Below are 16,315 nucleotides of genomic sequence, written 5' to 3'. Positions count from 1 at the left end.
CGCGAAGGAGTAGCGATGGATAGCCTGGCTTCTCAATCCCGCCTGACCGACCGGCGGTTTACCTGGCTGGTTGGTTTGACCTTTTTCTTATCTGTGACCGTGATTGCACTGGGCGCGTATACCCGGCTGACAGAAGCCGGGCTGGGTTGCCCGGACTGGCCAGGTTGTTACGGATTTCTGACCGTGCCTAAAACGGAAGCCCAGCATGCACTGGCGCAGCAAGCCTTTCCGGATCATCCCGTTGAAGTCCATAAAGCCTGGAATGAGATGCTGCATCGTTATGTGGCAGGCGCATTGGGTCTGTTGATTGTTGCCATCAACGTAGTGGCCTGCCGCCGGGCAGACCGGCCCCGCAGGATGCCACTGATTTTACTGGGGATTGTGATTTTTCAGGCCGCACTGGGGATGTGGACGGTGACTATGGCGCTCAAGCCTGTGGTGGTCATGGGGCATTTACTGGGGGCTTTACCACCGCCAGCCTGCTGCTGGTGCTCTGGCTGCGGATGCTCAGACGTCAGCGCCCGGCTGTCATGTCCGGCCCGCCTGCCGTCTCCCCATCCCTGACGTCTGTGCGGCGATTAGCCGTGGCCGCTTTGGTTGTTGTCGCCATGCAGATTGCGCTGGGCGGGTGGACCGCTGCGAACTACGCAGCTGTGGTCTGTACGCAATTGCCCGTGTGTGAAGTCGACTGGGTCAGCAAGTTTGATATCACCGCCTTTGAGCCCTGGCAGCCCGGATTTCAGACCTATCAGTATGGCGTGTTGAATTTCGATCAGCGGGTTTCCATCCATGCTGCACACCGAATCGGGGCCATGATCACTACGGGAATCGTTTTGCTGTTGTGCTGGCAGTTGTGGCGGTTGGGGTGGTGTCGTTCGGCGCTGGGTCTCACGGCATTGCTGGGGATTCAGATTGCGCTGGGGGTGACCAACGTGGTGGCCAGTTTGCCTTTACCCGTAGCCGTTGCTCATAACCTGGGTGGCCTGAGCCTGTTGCTGGGAACATTGTCGACATGCTGGGCGTTGTCTCGTCATCGGGAAACGGCCCGGTTCACGCAACGCCCGACGATTCACCGGGTGAAATACAGCAGGCACGGACAGGGGGGGCTGCACATGGCAGACCCGCCGGGTACGTGCGGATGACACCGAAGTCCGGTTAATTCAGGGAGGAATAGAAGATGGCTAAATCAAACCTTGTCGTACAGCGCCAGATTGCCCTGTCCGGTCGCCACTGGCGACAGCTTGGCCGGGATTACCTGATGATGACCAAACCCAAGGTGGTGGCAATGCTGTTGCTGACCGCGCTGGTGGGCATGTGTCTGGCCGTGCCGGGGATTCCGCCCCTCAAAGCCGTGGTGCTAGGGCTGATGGGGATAGGCTTGCAGTCCGCTGCTGCCGCAGCGTTCAATCATGTGCTGGATCGCCGGATTGACGGCCGGATGGCGCGAACCCATCACCGCCCGCTGGCCCGTGGTCGGGTGCCGACTTTGCATGCGGTGATTTTTGCCAGCGGCATGATGGTGCTGGGTTTTGCCTTGCTCTGGCAACTCAATGCGCTGACCGCATGGCTGACCTTTGCCAGTCTGGTCGGCTATGCGCTGGTTTATACCGTGTGGCTCAAGCACGCGACTCCCCAGAATATCGTGATTGGCGGACTGGCGGGGGCAGCGCCACCTTTACTGGGCTGGGCGGCAGTAACTGGTGAGTTTGATCCCCATGCATTGCTGCTGGTGATGCTGGTGTTTGCCTGGACCCCGCCGCACTTCTGGGCGCTGGCGATTCATCGCCGGGATGATTACGCCAAGGCTGATGTGCCGATGTTGCCTGTGACCCATGGCATCGCGTTTACGAAGACAATGGTGCTGCTTTATACCCTGCTCCTTACTTTGATTGGCCTGATGCCATGGCTGACCGGCATGAGTGGGATGCTGTATCTGGCGGGAAGCCTTGCATTGAATCTGGGCTTTGTGGCTTATGCGCTGAAGCTGAAATTTGCGGATGAGCCCGGCCATGCATGGGCAACATTCAAGTATTCCATCTGGCATTTGCTGGGTTTATTTGTGGTGCTGCTGGCCGACCACTGGTTGCAGGCCCTGATCGCCTGAGGAAACCGGCGGCGGATTGTGTCGCTGCCGGTCACCCCTTACACTGTGCGGCTGAATGGATTGAACAATAAGGTATTGCCGTGCTGGCCGCATTAAAAGATATCTCCCTCCACCGTCAGGTTTTTACGCTGGCGTTTCCCATGGTGTTGTCCAATATCACGGTTCCGCTGCTTGGGCTGGTGGATGCCGCAGTCATTGGTCATCTGGAGCACGCGTGGTATTTAGGGGGCGTGGCCGTCGGTGGCATGATGATCAGTGTGACCTTCTGGCTGCTGGGCTTTCTGCGAATGGCGACAACGGGGCTCTGTGCTCAGGCCTATGGCGCCAGCAACAAACCTGCCCATGCGGCTGTGTTTCTGCAGGGCATCGCGCTGGCGTGGGGGCTGGCGCTGCTGCTGATTGCAGGCCACAGTCTGATCCTCGGCGCGGTCTTTCATTTCAGTGATGCCAGCGATGCCGTGAAAACCTATGCGGAGCAGTATTTTTCCATCCGGATCTGGGGCGCGCCTGCCGCGCTGGCAAATTTCGTGATCATGGGCTGGCTGCTTGGCAGTCAGAATGCCCGATTACCGATGTGGCTGCTGATCATCACCAACAGCGTCAATATTCTGCTGGATGTGCTCTTCGTACTGGGGCTGGGCTGGCAAGTGAAAGGGGCTGCCGCTGCCTCTGTGATTGCAGAATACAGCGGGATGCTGCTTGGGTTCTATTTTGTATCACGGCAGTGGGTCGTCCTGAATTTGCCCCGCTGGAACACCCAGCTGGATAAAATCCGGCAAGGCATGGGGCGATTGCTGCGACTGAACCGGGATATCTTCCTGCGCAGCTTATGCCTGCAACTGGCATTCAGTTTTATGACCTTTCAGGGGGCCAGCCTGGGTGATCATGTTGTGGCAGCCAATGCAGTGCTGATGAGTTTTCTGATGCTGGTGTCTTACGGCATGGATGGCTTTGCGTATGCAATGGAGGCCATGGTGGGTCAAGCTATCGGGGCCAGAAACCGGGATGCGCTGGGACGTTCGCTGATCGGGACGACGTTCTGGAGTCTGGTGATTTCGCTTGTCATGACCCTGGCATTTGTCTGTTTCGGTCCGCAGATTATCCGTCTGATTTCTGACATTCCTTCGGTTCAGGCAGAAGCTGTGCGGTATCTGCCGTGGCTGGCCGCCGTGCCGCTGGTCTCCATGTGGTGTTTTCTGCTGGACGGTATTTTTATCGGTGCTACCCGCGGGCGGGAAATGCGCAACAGTATGTTTGTTGCCACCTGTACATTCTTTCTGATCTGGCAATGGTTCCAGGCGTTTGGCAATCACGCCTTATGGGCGGCCATGCTCGGTTTTCTGGGCATGCGGGGGCTGTCGCTTGCGGCTATTTTTGCCTATCAGTGGCAAAAAAATATTTTCCTTGAAGAGGCCTGTACCAACAAATAGTTAGCATATTTTATGCTGTTCAATAAGCCGTCTTGGGTTTAAAAATCTATCCTTTATCATTGAAAGTGTTTAAAATGTAACCTGTTTTTGGTTGGGATAGGTTGAAAATGAAACAAAAGTTCGGTGTTTTTTTATTGGTAATTATGAGTTTAGGCTGGTGCTTTCATGCGAGTGCAATGCCCTCGGGAGCCAAGCTGAAAGTGACGGCAACCGCCTATAATTCGGTACCTGCACAAACAGACAGTAACCCATCGATTGCTGCCTGGGGAGACCGACTTAAACCGGGCATGAAGGCCATTGCAGTCTCTCGCGACCTTTTGAAAATGGGCTTGAAGCACGGTTCGAAAGTGAAGATTTCCGGTCTGCCGGGTGAGTATGTGGTGCTGGATAAAATGCACCGCCGCTGGTCAAAGAAAATTGATATCTATATGGGACGTGATGTCCGGGCAGCCAAGAACTGGGGCCGACGATCAGTCACTATCACCGTTATTGAAACCTGATCAAGCAAAATACCTAGCCGAATAATCGCACGATAGCCTGATTATCCTGATAGGCATTAAGCCCAAAGTATAAAAAAAGCCGCAATCGCGGCTTTTTTTGTGTTCACGGAGTGTTCACGGAGTGTTCGCTGTCTCGGCGCGCGGGTAGGGTTGCGCACGCCCCAAAACACGAATCAGTAGTAAGAGTGGTCGCCGCGGGCGTGCTCCGTGACGTCACGCACTCCTTTGAGTTCACCGCTGAATTCAGCCAGCAGTTGCTTCTCAATCCCTTCTTTCAGGGTGACATCAACCATGGAACAGCCGTTACAGCCGCCACCGAACTGCAGAATCGCTACACCGTCTTCGGTAATTTCAGACAGCGACACATGACCACCGTGACCCGACAGCTGCGGGTTGATCTGAGTCTGAATCACATAGTCCACACGCTCCATCAGGGGCGCATCGTCTGAAACTTTACGGACTTTGGCGTTTGGTGCTTTCAGGGTCAGCTGAGAGCCCATTTTGTCGGTGACAAAATCGATCTCGGCATCAGCAAGAAAGGGCAGGCTCAGTTCATCGACATAGGCAGAGAACATGTCGAATTTGAGTTCAGTGTCGCTGGCCTCAACCGCTTCCGGCGGACAGTAAGACACGCCGCACTCAGCGTTCGGTGTACCCGGGTTCACCACGAAGACACGGATGCTGGTTCCTTCCGGCTGCTGGGCCAGCAGCTTGACGAAATGCTGTTGTGCAGTTTCTGTAATAGTAATCATAGACACGACGTTATACCTGACTTAGTAAGCGTAAAACCTATTCTACTCTTTGGCGATCAAACTCGCACCCCTGAATCTTGTGTGGTTTTTTTGAACAGTTCACCGCACCGAGACTTTGGGGGGTGGGGTGAAGCCCAGGCAGTAGATATCGATCTGTCGGACGCCTTGCTCGCGCAGCAGCCGGGACAGGACAGACACCGTGCTGCCAGTGGTGACCACATCATCAACAATGGCGACATGTTCGGGCCACTTTCTTTCTTTGAGTATAAATGCCTGTTGCAGATTCTGCAGACGGGCCTGCCGGGATAACTGATGCTGCGGCAAAGCGCGCTGGATACGGCGTAGGCTTTGCGTATCAACCGTCGTATTCAGGCTGGCAGCCAGGGCTGTGGCCAGCACGGTACTCTGGTTAAAACCGCGTAGCAGTCGCCGCCAAGGGTGTAGGGGCACAGGCAGCAACAAAGGTGCGGGCGCTGTGATCTGAGCAGCCAGCAACCTGGCAAGCGGTGGCCCCAGCCAGAATTGACGTTGGAACTTAAACTGCTGGATCAGACGATTCAGCGGGAAGCCATACTCACCCAACCGCACCAGCCGATCCCAGTGTGGCGGTGTGCGCAGGCAAAAACCACAGTGGGGACTGGCATCTAACGTGGTAGCGCCGCAATGCTGGCAGTAAGGTGGCTGCGGCAGGCTGGTCAGGCAAGTCTGACACCACAGGTGATCATCGTCACGCAGTGGTAAGCGGCAGAGTCCGCATTGCGGATTTGGCCAACGAAAGATTGATCTTCGCGTCACAGGGGATAACATCCTTGCCATCCGGTTTTCTCAGGTGAAGGAAGTGTACATGGCGGCGTCGGTTTACTGGCAAACATTTGGCCCGGAGTCGGGGCAGGGTTCCGATCTGGTTCTCATTCATGGCTGGGGCATGAATGGCGCGGTCTGGCAGCACCTGATCCCACAGCTCAGTGCGCTGTACCGGGTTCATGTGGTCGATATGCCGGGTTATGGCCACAGTGCTGATGTGGCAGCGGACTCAGTATCTGCCATGGCACAGGCCATTCTGGCTGACGCACCGGCGCAGGCCGTCTGGCTTGGCTGGTCTCTGGGCGGGCTGGTTGCCAAACAAGCGTCACTGCTGGCCCCGGATCGCATCAGTAAACTCATCACGGTGGCGAGCTCTCCCTGTTTTGCTGCCAATGGCCGCTGGCGTGGCATTCAGCCACAAGTGCTGCGTGATTTCCAGCAACAGCTGCGTGACGACTTTGCTTTAACGGTGGAGCGTTTCATGGCGCTCCAGGCCATGGGCAGCCCAACGGCAAGGCAGGATATCAAGCTGCTCAAACAGGCCGTTCTGTCACGACCCCAGCCGACACCGTCTGCACTAACTGCAGGGTTGGAGATGCTGGCGGACGTTGATCTGCGTGAGGCACTGAGCAGGATTCGCCAGCCCTGGCTGCGGATGTATGGCCGACTGGATGGGCTGGTGCCCGCCAAAGTGGCTGCAGACATGGATCAGCTGGCGCCGGATTCTCATAAAATGGTCTTCACCAAGGCGTCTCATGCGCCCTTTATTTCTCATCCGGAGGACTTTCTGCATACGCTGAAAGCCTTTATGGCGGAGGGAAGGATTCCAGCGCCAGCGACCACTCTGGTATAAAGATTAAAGTTAAAAGTCCTCTGGCCGATAAGCTCTGAGTACAGGCAGCTGAATTCTGCCATCTTTAGAATTATCAATACGTCGCTCGACAATACCACGGATGTGTCAGGGTCGCGCTGGTTGCCTGAAGGAGTCGTCTCAACATGATCGTGTCGCCCTTGAATGTCAGTATGCCAACACTGGCACCCTCGGTGAATCCGATGACCGAGCAGGCTGCCCGTGATAATAAAGTGCGCAGCAAAGTTCGTCCGGCCAGTGCCAGCCTGGAATCGGGCAGCGAACCATCCCTGAAAGGTGATGAAAAGCAGATGAAACGTCCGGGCTGGGATCCCAGTGAACATCCGGGCTACGAGTCTCTTGATCAGCCGGTGTCGCGTGGTTACGGCTATCAGCAGGATTTTGAACAGCTGGTGCTGGCGTTGTCTGCCGACAGTTACATGAAGGATGTCAGTGAACTTGGCTATAGCATGCACATCCGTTTACCCCGAGCATTACTGGAAGAGCTGGCACAAATCAGCAATATGGAACGAATTCGCAGTGTGATCCGCTATAAATATGCCCAGTCCACCGTCCCGAACCCGCCCACCGAAATGCTGAAGATTGTTTGATTGCCTGCGTTTTTCAAAGTGAATTTTAAAATTCATGCGATGACCTTATGCATTTGCACTATTGTAATGCTTCAGTAGATGATGCCATGTCCACTTCCGTAAAAAGATAGATGTGACAAGCATCATCAACAGGTAACTATAAACAGATAGGTTACCTGTTGTGATGAGTTGATAGGGAAACCAGCACACTAAGGTGAACGGGAGGAAGAGCAATGCTGTAATACTGTTTCCTGTTATCCCCATGTAGCTTATCTGCACCATGCTAAAGTAATTGGTGAAAATAGCGTTCAGTGGACCTGAATTGATGACATTTGCTAGAAGTGCAGCTATGGAGACAAATATGTTGTAAATGAACCAAACCGCTATCATTTGACAGAATATGATATGAGAAAAAGTGAGTAAGTTCATTTCATATTGTGATAACGCGATCAGTATCAGTCCGATAAAGAGGCTCGGTAGCCCACGAGAATTTGGGTCACCTAAAAAGTAATAAGACTCTGCATTTCTGGGGACGGTTAAAAAAGAATCAAGCTCGCCTGATCTTACGGTGTTCGCCAGTGATAAAACTCTATCCATAAATAATGAAAAGACTAACCCGTGAGTTAACCGGTATATCCCAACGAAAAGTAAAATGTCAATATGGCTTACTTGGGTCGTCAATGTCTGGGTATTCATGATAAAACTGATTAAGAATAAAATCCCACAAGTTTCAATGACTGCGTATAGTAAAGAAAAACAAAAATCAAGTTTATAGTCTTTGATGCTCATCAGTCTAATGCGAGTCAACAGTATGATAATCTTAAAATCCATAACAAATAATCTTCTTATTCGCGGTTCGCTCCACAAGCCGAGACAAAATCATACATCCCCAAGACAAATCAGCTGTGGTAATAGTAGATGGTGATCGCCTTCAATCAATATGACAGTCGGAATATAAAAGAAATAAGGGAAAGGCGTATAGAATAGCGCTTCTAATATCGCTTTAGGGAAATAACTCAATGGGAACATGACTCCAGATAAGATCTGCAGTAATGAAAACCAAAGCATAGTCACGTTGCGAGATCGTTCACTCCAAGTCGTTATCCATCCCAATATCATGGATATTTGAAATTGAATCACAATAGATATAATTATTGATAAAAACCATATAGGGAGGTTCTCCGATGCAAACTCAGGCATCTTCCCAAGCAATATAAGTGGGATTATCACCACTGCAATGACAGGGATGACTGTCATCACTGAAGCCACACGAAATAGAGCGTGCTGCAATCTGTAATTCACGGGATACAAAAGGCGGTTACCAATTTTTCCCGTCATTATTTCTGTCGCAACAACCGTGGATGTCCATCCATTCACTAACTGAGACGTTATGAAAATTGATAAGTAATACAGACTCATCGAGGGCATATCAGGGAAAATGCTGGATGAAGCAGCAAACATCAGCAAAGGAAACAAGCCATATGACAAGTAAGATAGATAGTTAATCTTAAGGAAAAATATCTCCTTGCAGTGAAGAAGTATCATTGGGAAATAATGAGCCACCTTATGCCTCCTTCATGTTTACGTACTTTTGAGTGTATTCTTCCAAACCACGGCGTAATTCTTTGAGTTGGCCACCATCAATCTCGACGATGCGGGAAGATAGGCTTTTGATATCATCCATATTATGAGATGAGATTAAAATGGTACGGTTACGTTGACTCGAAAGGTTTTTGATATAATTTCGTAAACGCGTTTGAGACTTCAAATCTAAGCCAAGTGTTGGTTCATCCAAGATAAAAATTTCAGGGTCATGCAGAGTGGCCTTAGCCAGTTCGATTCGCATTCGCTCCCCAAGACTAAGGGTCTTCGTTTGCCGCTGGATGAGCGTCTTTAGATCAAACGCTTCAAGGGCTTGCTCAATACGTGTATTTATCAATGGTTTGTGGATATGGTATACATGGCAATGAAGCTTAAAAGAATCAATAACAGGCAGGTCCCACAGCAGAGAATCCCGTCTTCCAGAGATAAACGATATTTCAGAGAGGAAATTCTTAGACTTTTCATGAGGATTATATCCCATCACGGTTATTGTTCCGCAGGTCGGATGAATCAGACCTGCAATGCACTTAAGAAGGGTGGATTTTCCTGCACCGTTATTTCCAACGATACCAATAACCTCCCCTTGATTTACTTGCAAGTTAACATCACTGATTCCAGTGATTTCAATCGTCTCTGATGAGAATAGAGAGACGCTTTTTTTTATGAGGTATGTCTTGCTCAGACATTGGATATCAATCATGAACATGGTATGCCTATTGCTTTTGTTGTTTATGATCAGACAATACATTTTGGATGTCATGTTCTGATTTTTTGGCGTGGATAAAATTAACGGGTCTGTAGAACGGTTGAGAAACCTTCGAGTTCACTGATTCTTATATACAAAAATTACGCCTTATCTTGTGTGCTGCTGGCTGAGTTTTGAGCAAAGAACTCATTTATTTCAGCAAGGAGTCGGGGGATGATCTTTGGAAGAAATTTCCAACTTCATCAAAAATGAACACTTCAAATTCATAGCGTGCGCCTTAACCTCAACCACGACTGTTTTTATTGACTTTACCGTGATTGATCAGATGGTTGAGATTGAATGCTAACCACCAGAACAGTATTCCCTTATGGTTTAATTGTTGTGTTATATGTCAGATTCAAATACAAACTGAATATCGAAGTAACCAATTGAAAGTAGTGAGTATTCATAATTGCTCCTGTCTCAATTGGCAAATAAAACTAACGAATATTTGTTCTTAAATAAATTATCTTTATTGAGTGGTTATTAAATAACATGATTTATATGTAAGGTTCGATGAAATTGATGATATTAACAATTTCGCTTTATTGGATTTCTGTCACGAAATTTCAGAAATTACCTCTGAAGAGTGATGAAAATTGGATGTATGAGTAAAGCCAATACTGATTTCTTCTATCCACTGCTTGTTGACCGAAAGCAACATTGTATGAACAGAGCACTGAACAAAAATTTGAATAGCTTTCTCTGGAGGTATATCCAAAAAAGCACCGTTCTAAGCTCATTCAGCGACGGGTCTATCGAACAAGCCTAAACGCAAATAGATAAGGTTTCATAGACAGGACCTTAAGCATTAAGCTTTTCATAAATTCCATCTAAGGTTCTGTCTTTCTTGGATTTTCTCTGAGCTGCTTTGCGAGCATTCATTGATATATATACCATAGCCCATTCCAGTCGCCCTGATATTTCAGACCTTGCTTGGTGCATCAAGCTTTCCAATATTGGAAGTAGCCAAACATCAACATTTTTTGCCGCTTTTAATACAGATACTGACGGCAGGCTGGTTATGGCAATACTTCGCCGAACAATCAGCGCTAGCAAACTGGCCCAAATCAGCCCCTCAGCAATGGCTTTTTGTGCCGTTACAAAACGACGCCAATTCGTATGCGACTTTAACTCCTTGAATAGCAACTCAATTTGCCATCGGCACCGATAGAGCGCCATGATATCGTCTGCTGAAAATTGTGATGTCGGCAAGTTTGTCAACCACAGACAAAAACGCTTTTCTTCAGCGAACCATCGACGCACCACCCGGAACTCGTACTTTCCTCGCTTGCATCTCAGGTCAAGAACTTCGGAGCGGTTAGTTTTTCGGCTAATATCCTTGAGTTTCATATCTATTAATCTTGGTAAACGCCGACCATTGCCATTGTGGGCACTAACAATTGTTGGGTTCAGTGATTTACCGCCACGGACGATAAAATGGCCGTTATGACGAGAAAGTTGCTCGAAATAGCTAAAATCCACATAGCCAGCATCGGCTAAAAGCAATTTTTTCTCTAGGTTGCCAGGTGTGGGCAAGTACGTCCGCTCAGATGCTGTATCTGCCGTTACTGTCATCGTTTTTGGTGACTGGTCAAACAGCGACATGGTCATATGACATTCAATCGCAGCAGGATAGTTTTTGAAGCGGCTTGGAAAAACCTCACGAAGTCCGTCGTGAACTCGAAAAGAACTGCCATCCTGCAGAATAACATCGTCGAAATGAGATAAATTTGCTGGCATTGAACGCGAACTCTTCTGGAACAGCTGAACTATTGCAAATTTGACCAGCTCTTTCATAAAGTCGGCAAAACTATCTTTTCGCAACTGGTTATGAAAAGGCTTATAAGCCACATTTTGCTTTTCACTCAGACACATCCCGTTGAACTGGCGATGAAGGTCGGCAATGGCGTGGCAATTGCCCTTGCTCAAAGCCGCGAGAAGGCTGAGTACCAATTGTTGAGGCTGAATTGCTCTGGCCCGCTGAGTAAAACCACACTTTCTTGCAGTTTTTTCGAGAAAACTGGCATCGAAGAATTGCACCAGTTGCTTTTTTAAAGAGATAATCGTCATCGGCTTCACGGTTGATTCTGGTTGTTTGTTTGGCGACGATTATCAGATCATAAGTGAAGCCTTTTTTCTATCTAAAATATGGGGTTAGAGCTAAAGATCCTGTCTATGGATAAGGTTTAGGGCATGTTTTGTGTTCAAGTAGCCTCGCGAATTTATTAAGAATGACACTTGGCTGAGTCAGAGCGTGTTGCACTTGAGCGATGAGTTTTCGCTTCATCAGAAGGCACCAGAACGAGAGATAGAATAGGTTGTTCCCAAATTAAGATGGATACAAATATGATTTTTCTGGTGGCTGAGAATGGCGATTGATGATCAGAAGGGATTGGTGCCTTTCATACAGAACTGAAAAAGGCGGGGAGTGCCCGCCTTTGTCATCTTGCCTGAATGCAAATCGTGTTACTTTTTCGCTTTGGCAAATGCCGCGGCAAAGGCGCCACCCATAGCACTGTTACCTGGCTGATTCTCGCGCGGCTGGCGGGGCGTGCGACGCTGGTCGTTTGGACGGGCACCACCTTTCGGCTTGCGCTCGGCTTCCTGACCCGGTTCATCGCTCAGGCGCATCGACATGCCAATGCGCTTACGCTGCAAGTCGACTTCCATCACTTTCACTTTCACCACATCACCAGCTTTCACAACTTCGCGCGGATCTGAAACAAACTTGTCCGACAGCGCAGAAATGTGGACCAGACCATCCTGATGCACACCGACATCAACAAAGGCGCCGAAGTTGGTCACATTGGTGATCACGCCTTCCAGCACCATGCCCGGCACCAGATCTTTCACTTCATGAATGCCTTCGGCAAACGTTGCGGTCTTGAATTCAGGACGCGGATCGCGGCCCGGTTTGTCTAGCTCGCTAATAATGTCGGTCACCGTTGGCAGGCCAACGTCTTCGGTGGTGTAGTCGGATGCTTTCAGACCGCGCAGGAATTCACTGTTGCCAATCAGAGCATCCAGCGGCTTGTTGTTTTTCGCGGCAATGCTTTTAACGACATCATATGATTCCGGGTGAACCGCAGAGGCATCCAGCGGGTTTTTCCCCTGCATGATCCGAAGGAAACCAGCACACTGCTCAAAAGCTTTGGGGCCCAGACGGGAGACTTTTTTCAGTGTGGTGCGCGATTCAAACCGGCCGTGCTCGTCACGGTAAGCCACAATATTGCTGGCAATGGCGGCCGACAGACCTGCAACGCGGGTTAACAGTGCCGGTGAGGCGGTATTCACATCCACACCAACGGCGTTCACACAGTCCTCGACCACGGCATCCAGACGTTTCGCCAGATTACTCTGGCTGACATCGTGCTGATACTGGCCCACACCGATAGATTTCGGATCGATTTTCACCAGCTCGGCCAGCGGATCCTGCAAGCGACGGCCAATGGAAACTGCGCCACGCAGCGATACATCCAGATTCGGGAATTCGTTGGCCGCCAGTTCAGATGCGGAATACACCGATGCGCCCGCTTCACTGACCATGACGCTCTGAATCTTCAGATGGTTGTCTTTCAGAAGCTGGGCGACAAAGCTGTCGGTTTCACGTGAAGCAGTTCCGTTCCCGATCGCAATCAGATCGACATTGTGTTTGGTGATCAGCGCCAGCACCGTCGCGGCCGACTGAGCCACCTGCTTCTGCGGCTGGTGCGGATAAATGGTGGCGGTATCAACCAGCTTACCCGTGCTGTCAACGACAGCGACTTTGCACCCGGTACGCAGGCCCGGATCGAGCGCCAGTGTCATGCGCGGACCGGCAGGGGCGGCCATCAGCAGATCTTTTAGGTTATCGGCAAATACCTGCATGGCGCCGTCTTCGGCTTTCTCACGCAGGGCGGCCATCAGCTCGGTTTCCATGTGCATCAGAATCTTGATACGCCAGGCCCAGCTGATCACCTGCTTGCGCCAGCTGTCGGCTGGCTGGCTGCCCAGATTGACGCCATAGTGATCGGCAATCATGACTTCACAGTAAGAGCCACGAACGCCTTCTTCCTGATTTGGATCCGCATTCAGTGCCAGTTGCAGCACACCTTCATTACGGCCACGGAACATGGCCAGCGCCCGGTGCGACGGCACCTGAGACAGTTTTTCATTGTGCTCGAAGTAGTCTTTGAACTTCGCGCCTTCCTGCGCTTTACCTTCCACCACGCGCGCGGTCAGCTCGGCATTGGATTGCAAGTGGCGGCGGATTTTATCCAGCAGGGCGGCGTCTTCGGCAAAACGTTCCATTAAAATCGCACGCGCGCCATCCAGTGCCGCTTTGGTATCGGCCACACCTTTGTCGGCAGACACATAGCTTGCGGCAGCGGTTTCCGGATCGTTGCCTGGTTGTGACCACAGCAGATCCGCGAGCGGTTCCAGACCGGCTTCAATCGCGATCTGACCTTTGGTGCGGCGCTTGGGTTTGTACGGCAGGTACAGATCTTCCAGCCGTGTTTTGCTGTCGGCGGATAAGATTTCGGCTTCCAGGGCCGGTGTGAGTTTATCCTGCTCCGTGATGGATTTGAGGATCACCTGACGGCGGTCTTCCAGCTCGCGCAGGTAGCCCAGGCGGGACTCCAGATTACGCAGTTGGGTATCGTCCAGCCCGTCGGTGACTTCTTTCCGGTAACGGGCGATAAAAGGGACGGTATTGCCGTCATCGAGTAGCGCCACGGCTGCGGCAACCTGCTGCGTTTTGACGTTCAGTTCAGACGCAATCAGGTGATGGATACTCGCGGTCATAGATTTCCTTTGGCTACAGTTTTCTCAGGGGGTCCATCTAACCACAATTCCGCACGCCAGTCAGCGCCCAAGCCCCCGCAAAATGTCAGGAGTTTGCCAGTCGTAGCAGTGGGTGTGATCTGTATACAAGCAGTGGCAGCCGGACAAAATGCTGAAACGTGTCGAAGTTACCCCATAGATGAGCCCGGCGCTTGATTTATTGCCGATGTGATCGATGACATGATAAGCAATAATTTGCATCAGGGTCGGGATGAATAGAATCAAGCATCACCCCATCGAAGAATCAAATCAGATGACAGGAAGACAACAGCAAATTGCCGCTTTGATCATGTCAGGGATGACAAACAAGCAGATCGCACAACAACTGTTTATTTCAGAAAATACCGTGAAATATCACTGTAAACAGCTTTTTAGTACCTATGGGGTCAACACAAGAACTGAGTTGGCTTGCATCTTGATGCGATCCGGTATGTTGAACGGAGCACTTTGATCTCAGACGTTGAAAAGATGATTGGTTAGTATCCAACTTCTATGGAATTCCTGAGGTGAGGTTAAAGTCCATCAATAAGTACCGGAAAAGTAAAGATGGCAAACATGTTCCATAGAAAATGGTAGGCGAAATTAATGATGATTGAAATCATGCTGCCAAATCGGATTCTGAAATATTCATATAAAATACAGAAAATATAGCCTAATCCAAGTGTGAATACAGCATTGGTGACTGAGTTTAAAAGGTGCATGGATGAGAATAATATTGTGACAATGAATGCGGAAACATAGATGTCACGCAAAATGAATCGGCACATATTTTGTAAGATGAAAAAGAATAATATCGTCTCGAACATACAATAAAACATAACGGATAAGACTGTTCTGTCTTCATTGTATTGAGTGCCGACTGATTGGTCTGTATCTATCAAGATGAGCTGGATAATCGATATCAACGCAATCGCAGTCAAAAATGTGAATTTTACAAAAAGCACATGTTTGATCAGCGAACCGAGATCGTATTCTAATGTACTGTAAAAGTGTTTTTTGATGATCATGTTTATTTTCAATGTGATTATCAGGTGAATGTCTCGGACATATAGTATTGATTTGTTGAGCGAAGTATCCTACCCGATTGGGTAGTTTATGTTGGTGCTTGAGGGGGGCACAAAGATAAACGTACATCTCTTTTAGTAACACATGACTTATTAAAAACTGCGATTCAATTCAATTTATTGATTTTATGTTCTTATTTTTAATTGACGAAGATGTAAGGAACATGGACTTTATTTTTGTTTGCGACACAGAGTCGTGCTTTTGGGGAATAATAAATGACACACCGACATATATCTTACCTGCTATTTCTTTGTTCCGTTCATCTTGCTCATGCAGATGAAGTACTCCCTTTTCCTTTTCATAAAGCGTATGAAATTTATTCTGTGTCTGGTCACAGTGATGCAGAAATTGATGCTTCTTATGAAAAAAGACCTTCTCATTTAAAAGAGAGTAATTTTGATGCTTCTGTAACAAGGTATTATGATTTTTATTATGATGACCATACCTGTGAGATTTCATTTTTTCTGCTTGATGTGAAGTATACGCTGCCGCAGTTAAGAATGTCTCCTGCAAATAATGAGTTCATGAATAAGCATTTGGCATATATGAAACAGCTTTATGCACATGAAGAGCGTCATTGTGCGATCGCTTTATCGCAACTCCATGCCATTTATCAATTGATCAAAAAAGGTCAGCGTGACGGTTGTGAAACTGTACAGGATTTAATCGATGTGCATGAATCGAATATTACTGAAATGAATCGTAACTTCGATGTGTATACAAACCATGGCGAAATTGAATTAGCAGTTTCTCCGTTCGGCGAAGATGATTTTCTGCCGCACTGTAAGATTGAAGTCCCGGTTTCGGTTCATGTGGATGCGAGTTGAGGTTTTGTGAATGAGATGGACATTTCCACTCACCACCGACACTCACAGTTGGTGAACTGAATGCAGGGTGAGAGCATAGGAACTTAAGTGATCAAGGATTGACGACTTGTTAAAGTGTTGCGCCGCTGAGTTTGTTTGTTTTCTGTCTCATAAGATAAAAACGAGTCAGATTATAAGTTCATTAATACGCGGGTCAATTGTGGATGAAATGAATGCGAT

15 protein-coding genes and 1 pseudogene are annotated in these 16,315 nt (G+C 49.2%); 8 read left to right on the top strand and 8 right to left on the bottom strand.

The window, feature by feature from the left end:
• Nucleotides 1–15 precede the first annotated feature (15 nt).
• From KDD30_RS15020 to KDD30_RS15005, 4 genes and pseudogenes are all read left to right on the top strand, one after another.
• Nucleotides 16–1,142, top strand: a pseudogene (locus tag KDD30_RS15020) (heme A synthase).
• A gap of 35 nt (nucleotides 1,143–1,177) precedes the next feature.
• Nucleotides 1,178–2,104 carry a heme o synthase gene (gene cyoE / locus KDD30_RS15015; protein ID WP_211646546.1) on the top strand — a complete coding sequence of 309 codons (927 nt, stop codon included), beginning with the start codon at nucleotides 1,178–1,180 and terminating at the stop codon, nucleotides 2,102–2,104.
• 80 nt (nucleotides 2,105–2,184) lie between these two features.
• A complete protein-coding gene (dinF, locus tag KDD30_RS15010) occupies nucleotides 2,185–3,534 on the top strand; it encodes an MATE family efflux transporter DinF (RefSeq protein WP_211646545.1) in 1,350 nt (449 codons plus the stop codon).
• 143 nt (nucleotides 3,535–3,677) lie between these two features.
• Nucleotides 3,678–4,034, top strand: a complete 357-nt coding sequence (locus KDD30_RS15005; protein WP_371826100.1) for a 3D domain-containing protein — start codon at nucleotides 3,678–3,680, stop codon at nucleotides 4,032–4,034.
• Between the two features lie 173 nt (nucleotides 4,035–4,207).
• On the opposite strand, the gene nfuA is transcribed toward KDD30_RS15005, so the two are convergent.
• Nucleotides 4,208–4,786, bottom strand: coding sequence for a Fe-S biogenesis protein NfuA (gene nfuA / locus KDD30_RS15000; protein WP_211650073.1), 579 nt, complete (start codon nucleotides 4,784–4,786; stop codon nucleotides 4,208–4,210).
• A gap of 99 nt (nucleotides 4,787–4,885) precedes the next feature.
• On the bottom strand, nucleotides 4,886–5,581 hold the full coding sequence (locus tag KDD30_RS14995) for a ComF family protein (protein WP_249199157.1): 696 nt from the start codon (nucleotides 5,579–5,581) through the stop codon (nucleotides 4,886–4,888).
• 49 nt (nucleotides 5,582–5,630) lie between these two features.
• Between KDD30_RS14995 and bioH the strand changes: the two genes are divergently transcribed.
• Together bioH and KDD30_RS14985 are read left to right on the top strand one after the other, a co-directional pair.
• On the top strand, nucleotides 5,631–6,443 hold the full coding sequence (bioH, locus tag KDD30_RS14990; RefSeq protein WP_211646543.1) for a pimeloyl-ACP methyl ester esterase BioH: 813 nt from the start codon (nucleotides 5,631–5,633) through the stop codon (nucleotides 6,441–6,443).
• A 143-nt stretch (nucleotides 6,444–6,586) separates the two neighbouring features.
• Nucleotides 6,587–7,051: an ATP-dependent Lon protease gene (locus KDD30_RS14985; protein ID WP_211646542.1), complete on the top strand. Its 465-nt coding sequence runs from the start codon at nucleotides 6,587–6,589 to the stop codon at nucleotides 7,049–7,051.
• A 45-nt stretch (nucleotides 7,052–7,096) separates the two neighbouring features.
• Here the strand turns inward: KDD30_RS14985 and KDD30_RS24890 are convergent, their stop codons facing one another.
• The 5 genes from KDD30_RS24890 to KDD30_RS14960 form a co-directional block, all read right to left on the bottom strand.
• On the bottom strand, nucleotides 7,097–7,819 hold the full coding sequence (locus tag KDD30_RS24890; protein WP_371826099.1) for an ABC-2 family transporter protein: 723 nt from the start codon (nucleotides 7,817–7,819) through the stop codon (nucleotides 7,097–7,099).
• Between the two features lie 90 nt (nucleotides 7,820–7,909).
• Entirely contained in the window at nucleotides 7,910–8,593 is a 684-nt protein-coding gene (locus KDD30_RS14975) for an ABC-2 family transporter protein (RefSeq protein WP_211646540.1), read from the bottom strand.
• 1 nt (nucleotide 8,594) lies between these two features.
• On the bottom strand, nucleotides 8,595–9,338 hold the full coding sequence (locus KDD30_RS14970; RefSeq protein WP_211646539.1) for an ATP-binding cassette domain-containing protein: 744 nt from the start codon (nucleotides 9,336–9,338) through the stop codon (nucleotides 8,595–8,597).
• Nucleotides 9,339–10,181: 843 nt separating this feature from the next.
• The gene (locus KDD30_RS14965) at nucleotides 10,182–11,450 is read right to left on the bottom strand and encodes an IS4 family transposase (RefSeq protein ID WP_211646538.1); all 1,269 of its coding nucleotides are present in this window, start codon (nucleotides 11,448–11,450) and stop codon (nucleotides 10,182–10,184) included.
• A 396-nt stretch (nucleotides 11,451–11,846) separates the two neighbouring features.
• Nucleotides 11,847–14,165, bottom strand: coding sequence for a Tex family protein (locus KDD30_RS14960; protein ID WP_211646537.1), 2,319 nt, complete (start codon nucleotides 14,163–14,165; stop codon nucleotides 11,847–11,849).
• Between the two features lie 250 nt (nucleotides 14,166–14,415).
• Here KDD30_RS14960 and KDD30_RS14955 point away from each other — a divergent pair, with 250 nt between their 5' ends.
• Nucleotides 14,416–14,655 (top strand): response regulator transcription factor, encoded by a 240-nt coding sequence (locus tag KDD30_RS14955; RefSeq protein WP_211646536.1) that lies wholly within the window; start codon nucleotides 14,416–14,418, stop codon nucleotides 14,653–14,655.
• Between the two features lie 61 nt (nucleotides 14,656–14,716).
• Here the strand turns inward: KDD30_RS14955 and KDD30_RS24885 are convergent, their stop codons facing one another.
• A complete protein-coding gene (locus KDD30_RS24885; RefSeq protein ID WP_371826098.1) occupies nucleotides 14,717–15,022 on the bottom strand; it encodes a type II CAAX prenyl endopeptidase Rce1 family protein in 306 nt (101 codons plus the stop codon).
• 462 nt (nucleotides 15,023–15,484) lie between these two features.
• Between KDD30_RS24885 and KDD30_RS14950 the strand changes: the two genes are divergently transcribed.
• Complete coding sequence (locus KDD30_RS14950; protein WP_211646535.1) at nucleotides 15,485–16,096, top strand: DUF922 domain-containing protein; 612 nt, start codon at nucleotides 15,485–15,487, stop codon at nucleotides 16,094–16,096.
• Nucleotides 16,097–16,315: the final 219 nt, after the last annotated feature.

The organism is Photobacterium sp. GJ3, from assembly GCF_018199995.1.
Classification (GTDB): domain Bacteria; phylum Pseudomonadota; class Gammaproteobacteria; order Enterobacterales; family Vibrionaceae; genus Photobacterium.
This window is presented reverse-complemented; position numbering and strand designations above follow the sequence as displayed.

Coding starts and splice junctions, on each gene's coding strand:
- cyoE (WP_211646546.1), top strand. CDS start 1,178: ATGGCTAAATCAAACCTTGTCGTACAGCGCCAGATTGCCCTGTCCGGT.
- KDD30_RS15005 (WP_371826100.1), top strand. CDS start 3,678: ATGAGTTTAGGCTGGTGCTTTCATGCGAGTGCAATGCCCTCGGGAGCC.
- nfuA (WP_211650073.1), bottom strand. CDS start 4,786: ATGATTACTATTACAGAAACTGCACAACAGCATTTCGTCAAGCTGCTG.
- bioH (WP_211646543.1), top strand. CDS start 5,631: ATGGCGGCGTCGGTTTACTGGCAAACATTTGGCCCGGAGTCGGGGCAG.
- KDD30_RS14985 (WP_211646542.1), top strand. CDS start 6,587: ATGATCGTGTCGCCCTTGAATGTCAGTATGCCAACACTGGCACCCTCG.
- KDD30_RS24890 (WP_371826099.1), bottom strand. CDS start 7,819: ATGAGCATCAAAGACTATAAACTTGATTTTTGTTTTTCTTTACTATAC.
- KDD30_RS14970 (WP_211646539.1), bottom strand. CDS start 9,338: ATGTTCATGATTGATATCCAATGTCTGAGCAAGACATACCTCATAAAA.
- KDD30_RS14965 (WP_211646538.1), bottom strand. CDS start 11,450: ATGACGATTATCTCTTTAAAAAAGCAACTGGTGCAATTCTTCGATGCC.
- KDD30_RS14960 (WP_211646537.1), bottom strand. CDS start 14,165: ATGACCGCGAGTATCCATCACCTGATTGCGTCTGAACTGAACGTCAAA.
- KDD30_RS14955 (WP_211646536.1), top strand. CDS start 14,416: ATGAATAGAATCAAGCATCACCCCATCGAAGAATCAAATCAGATGACA.
- KDD30_RS24885 (WP_371826098.1), bottom strand. CDS start 15,022: ATGTTTTATTGTATGTTCGAGACGATATTATTCTTTTTCATCTTACAA.
- KDD30_RS14950 (WP_211646535.1), top strand. CDS start 15,485: ATGACACACCGACATATATCTTACCTGCTATTTCTTTGTTCCGTTCAT.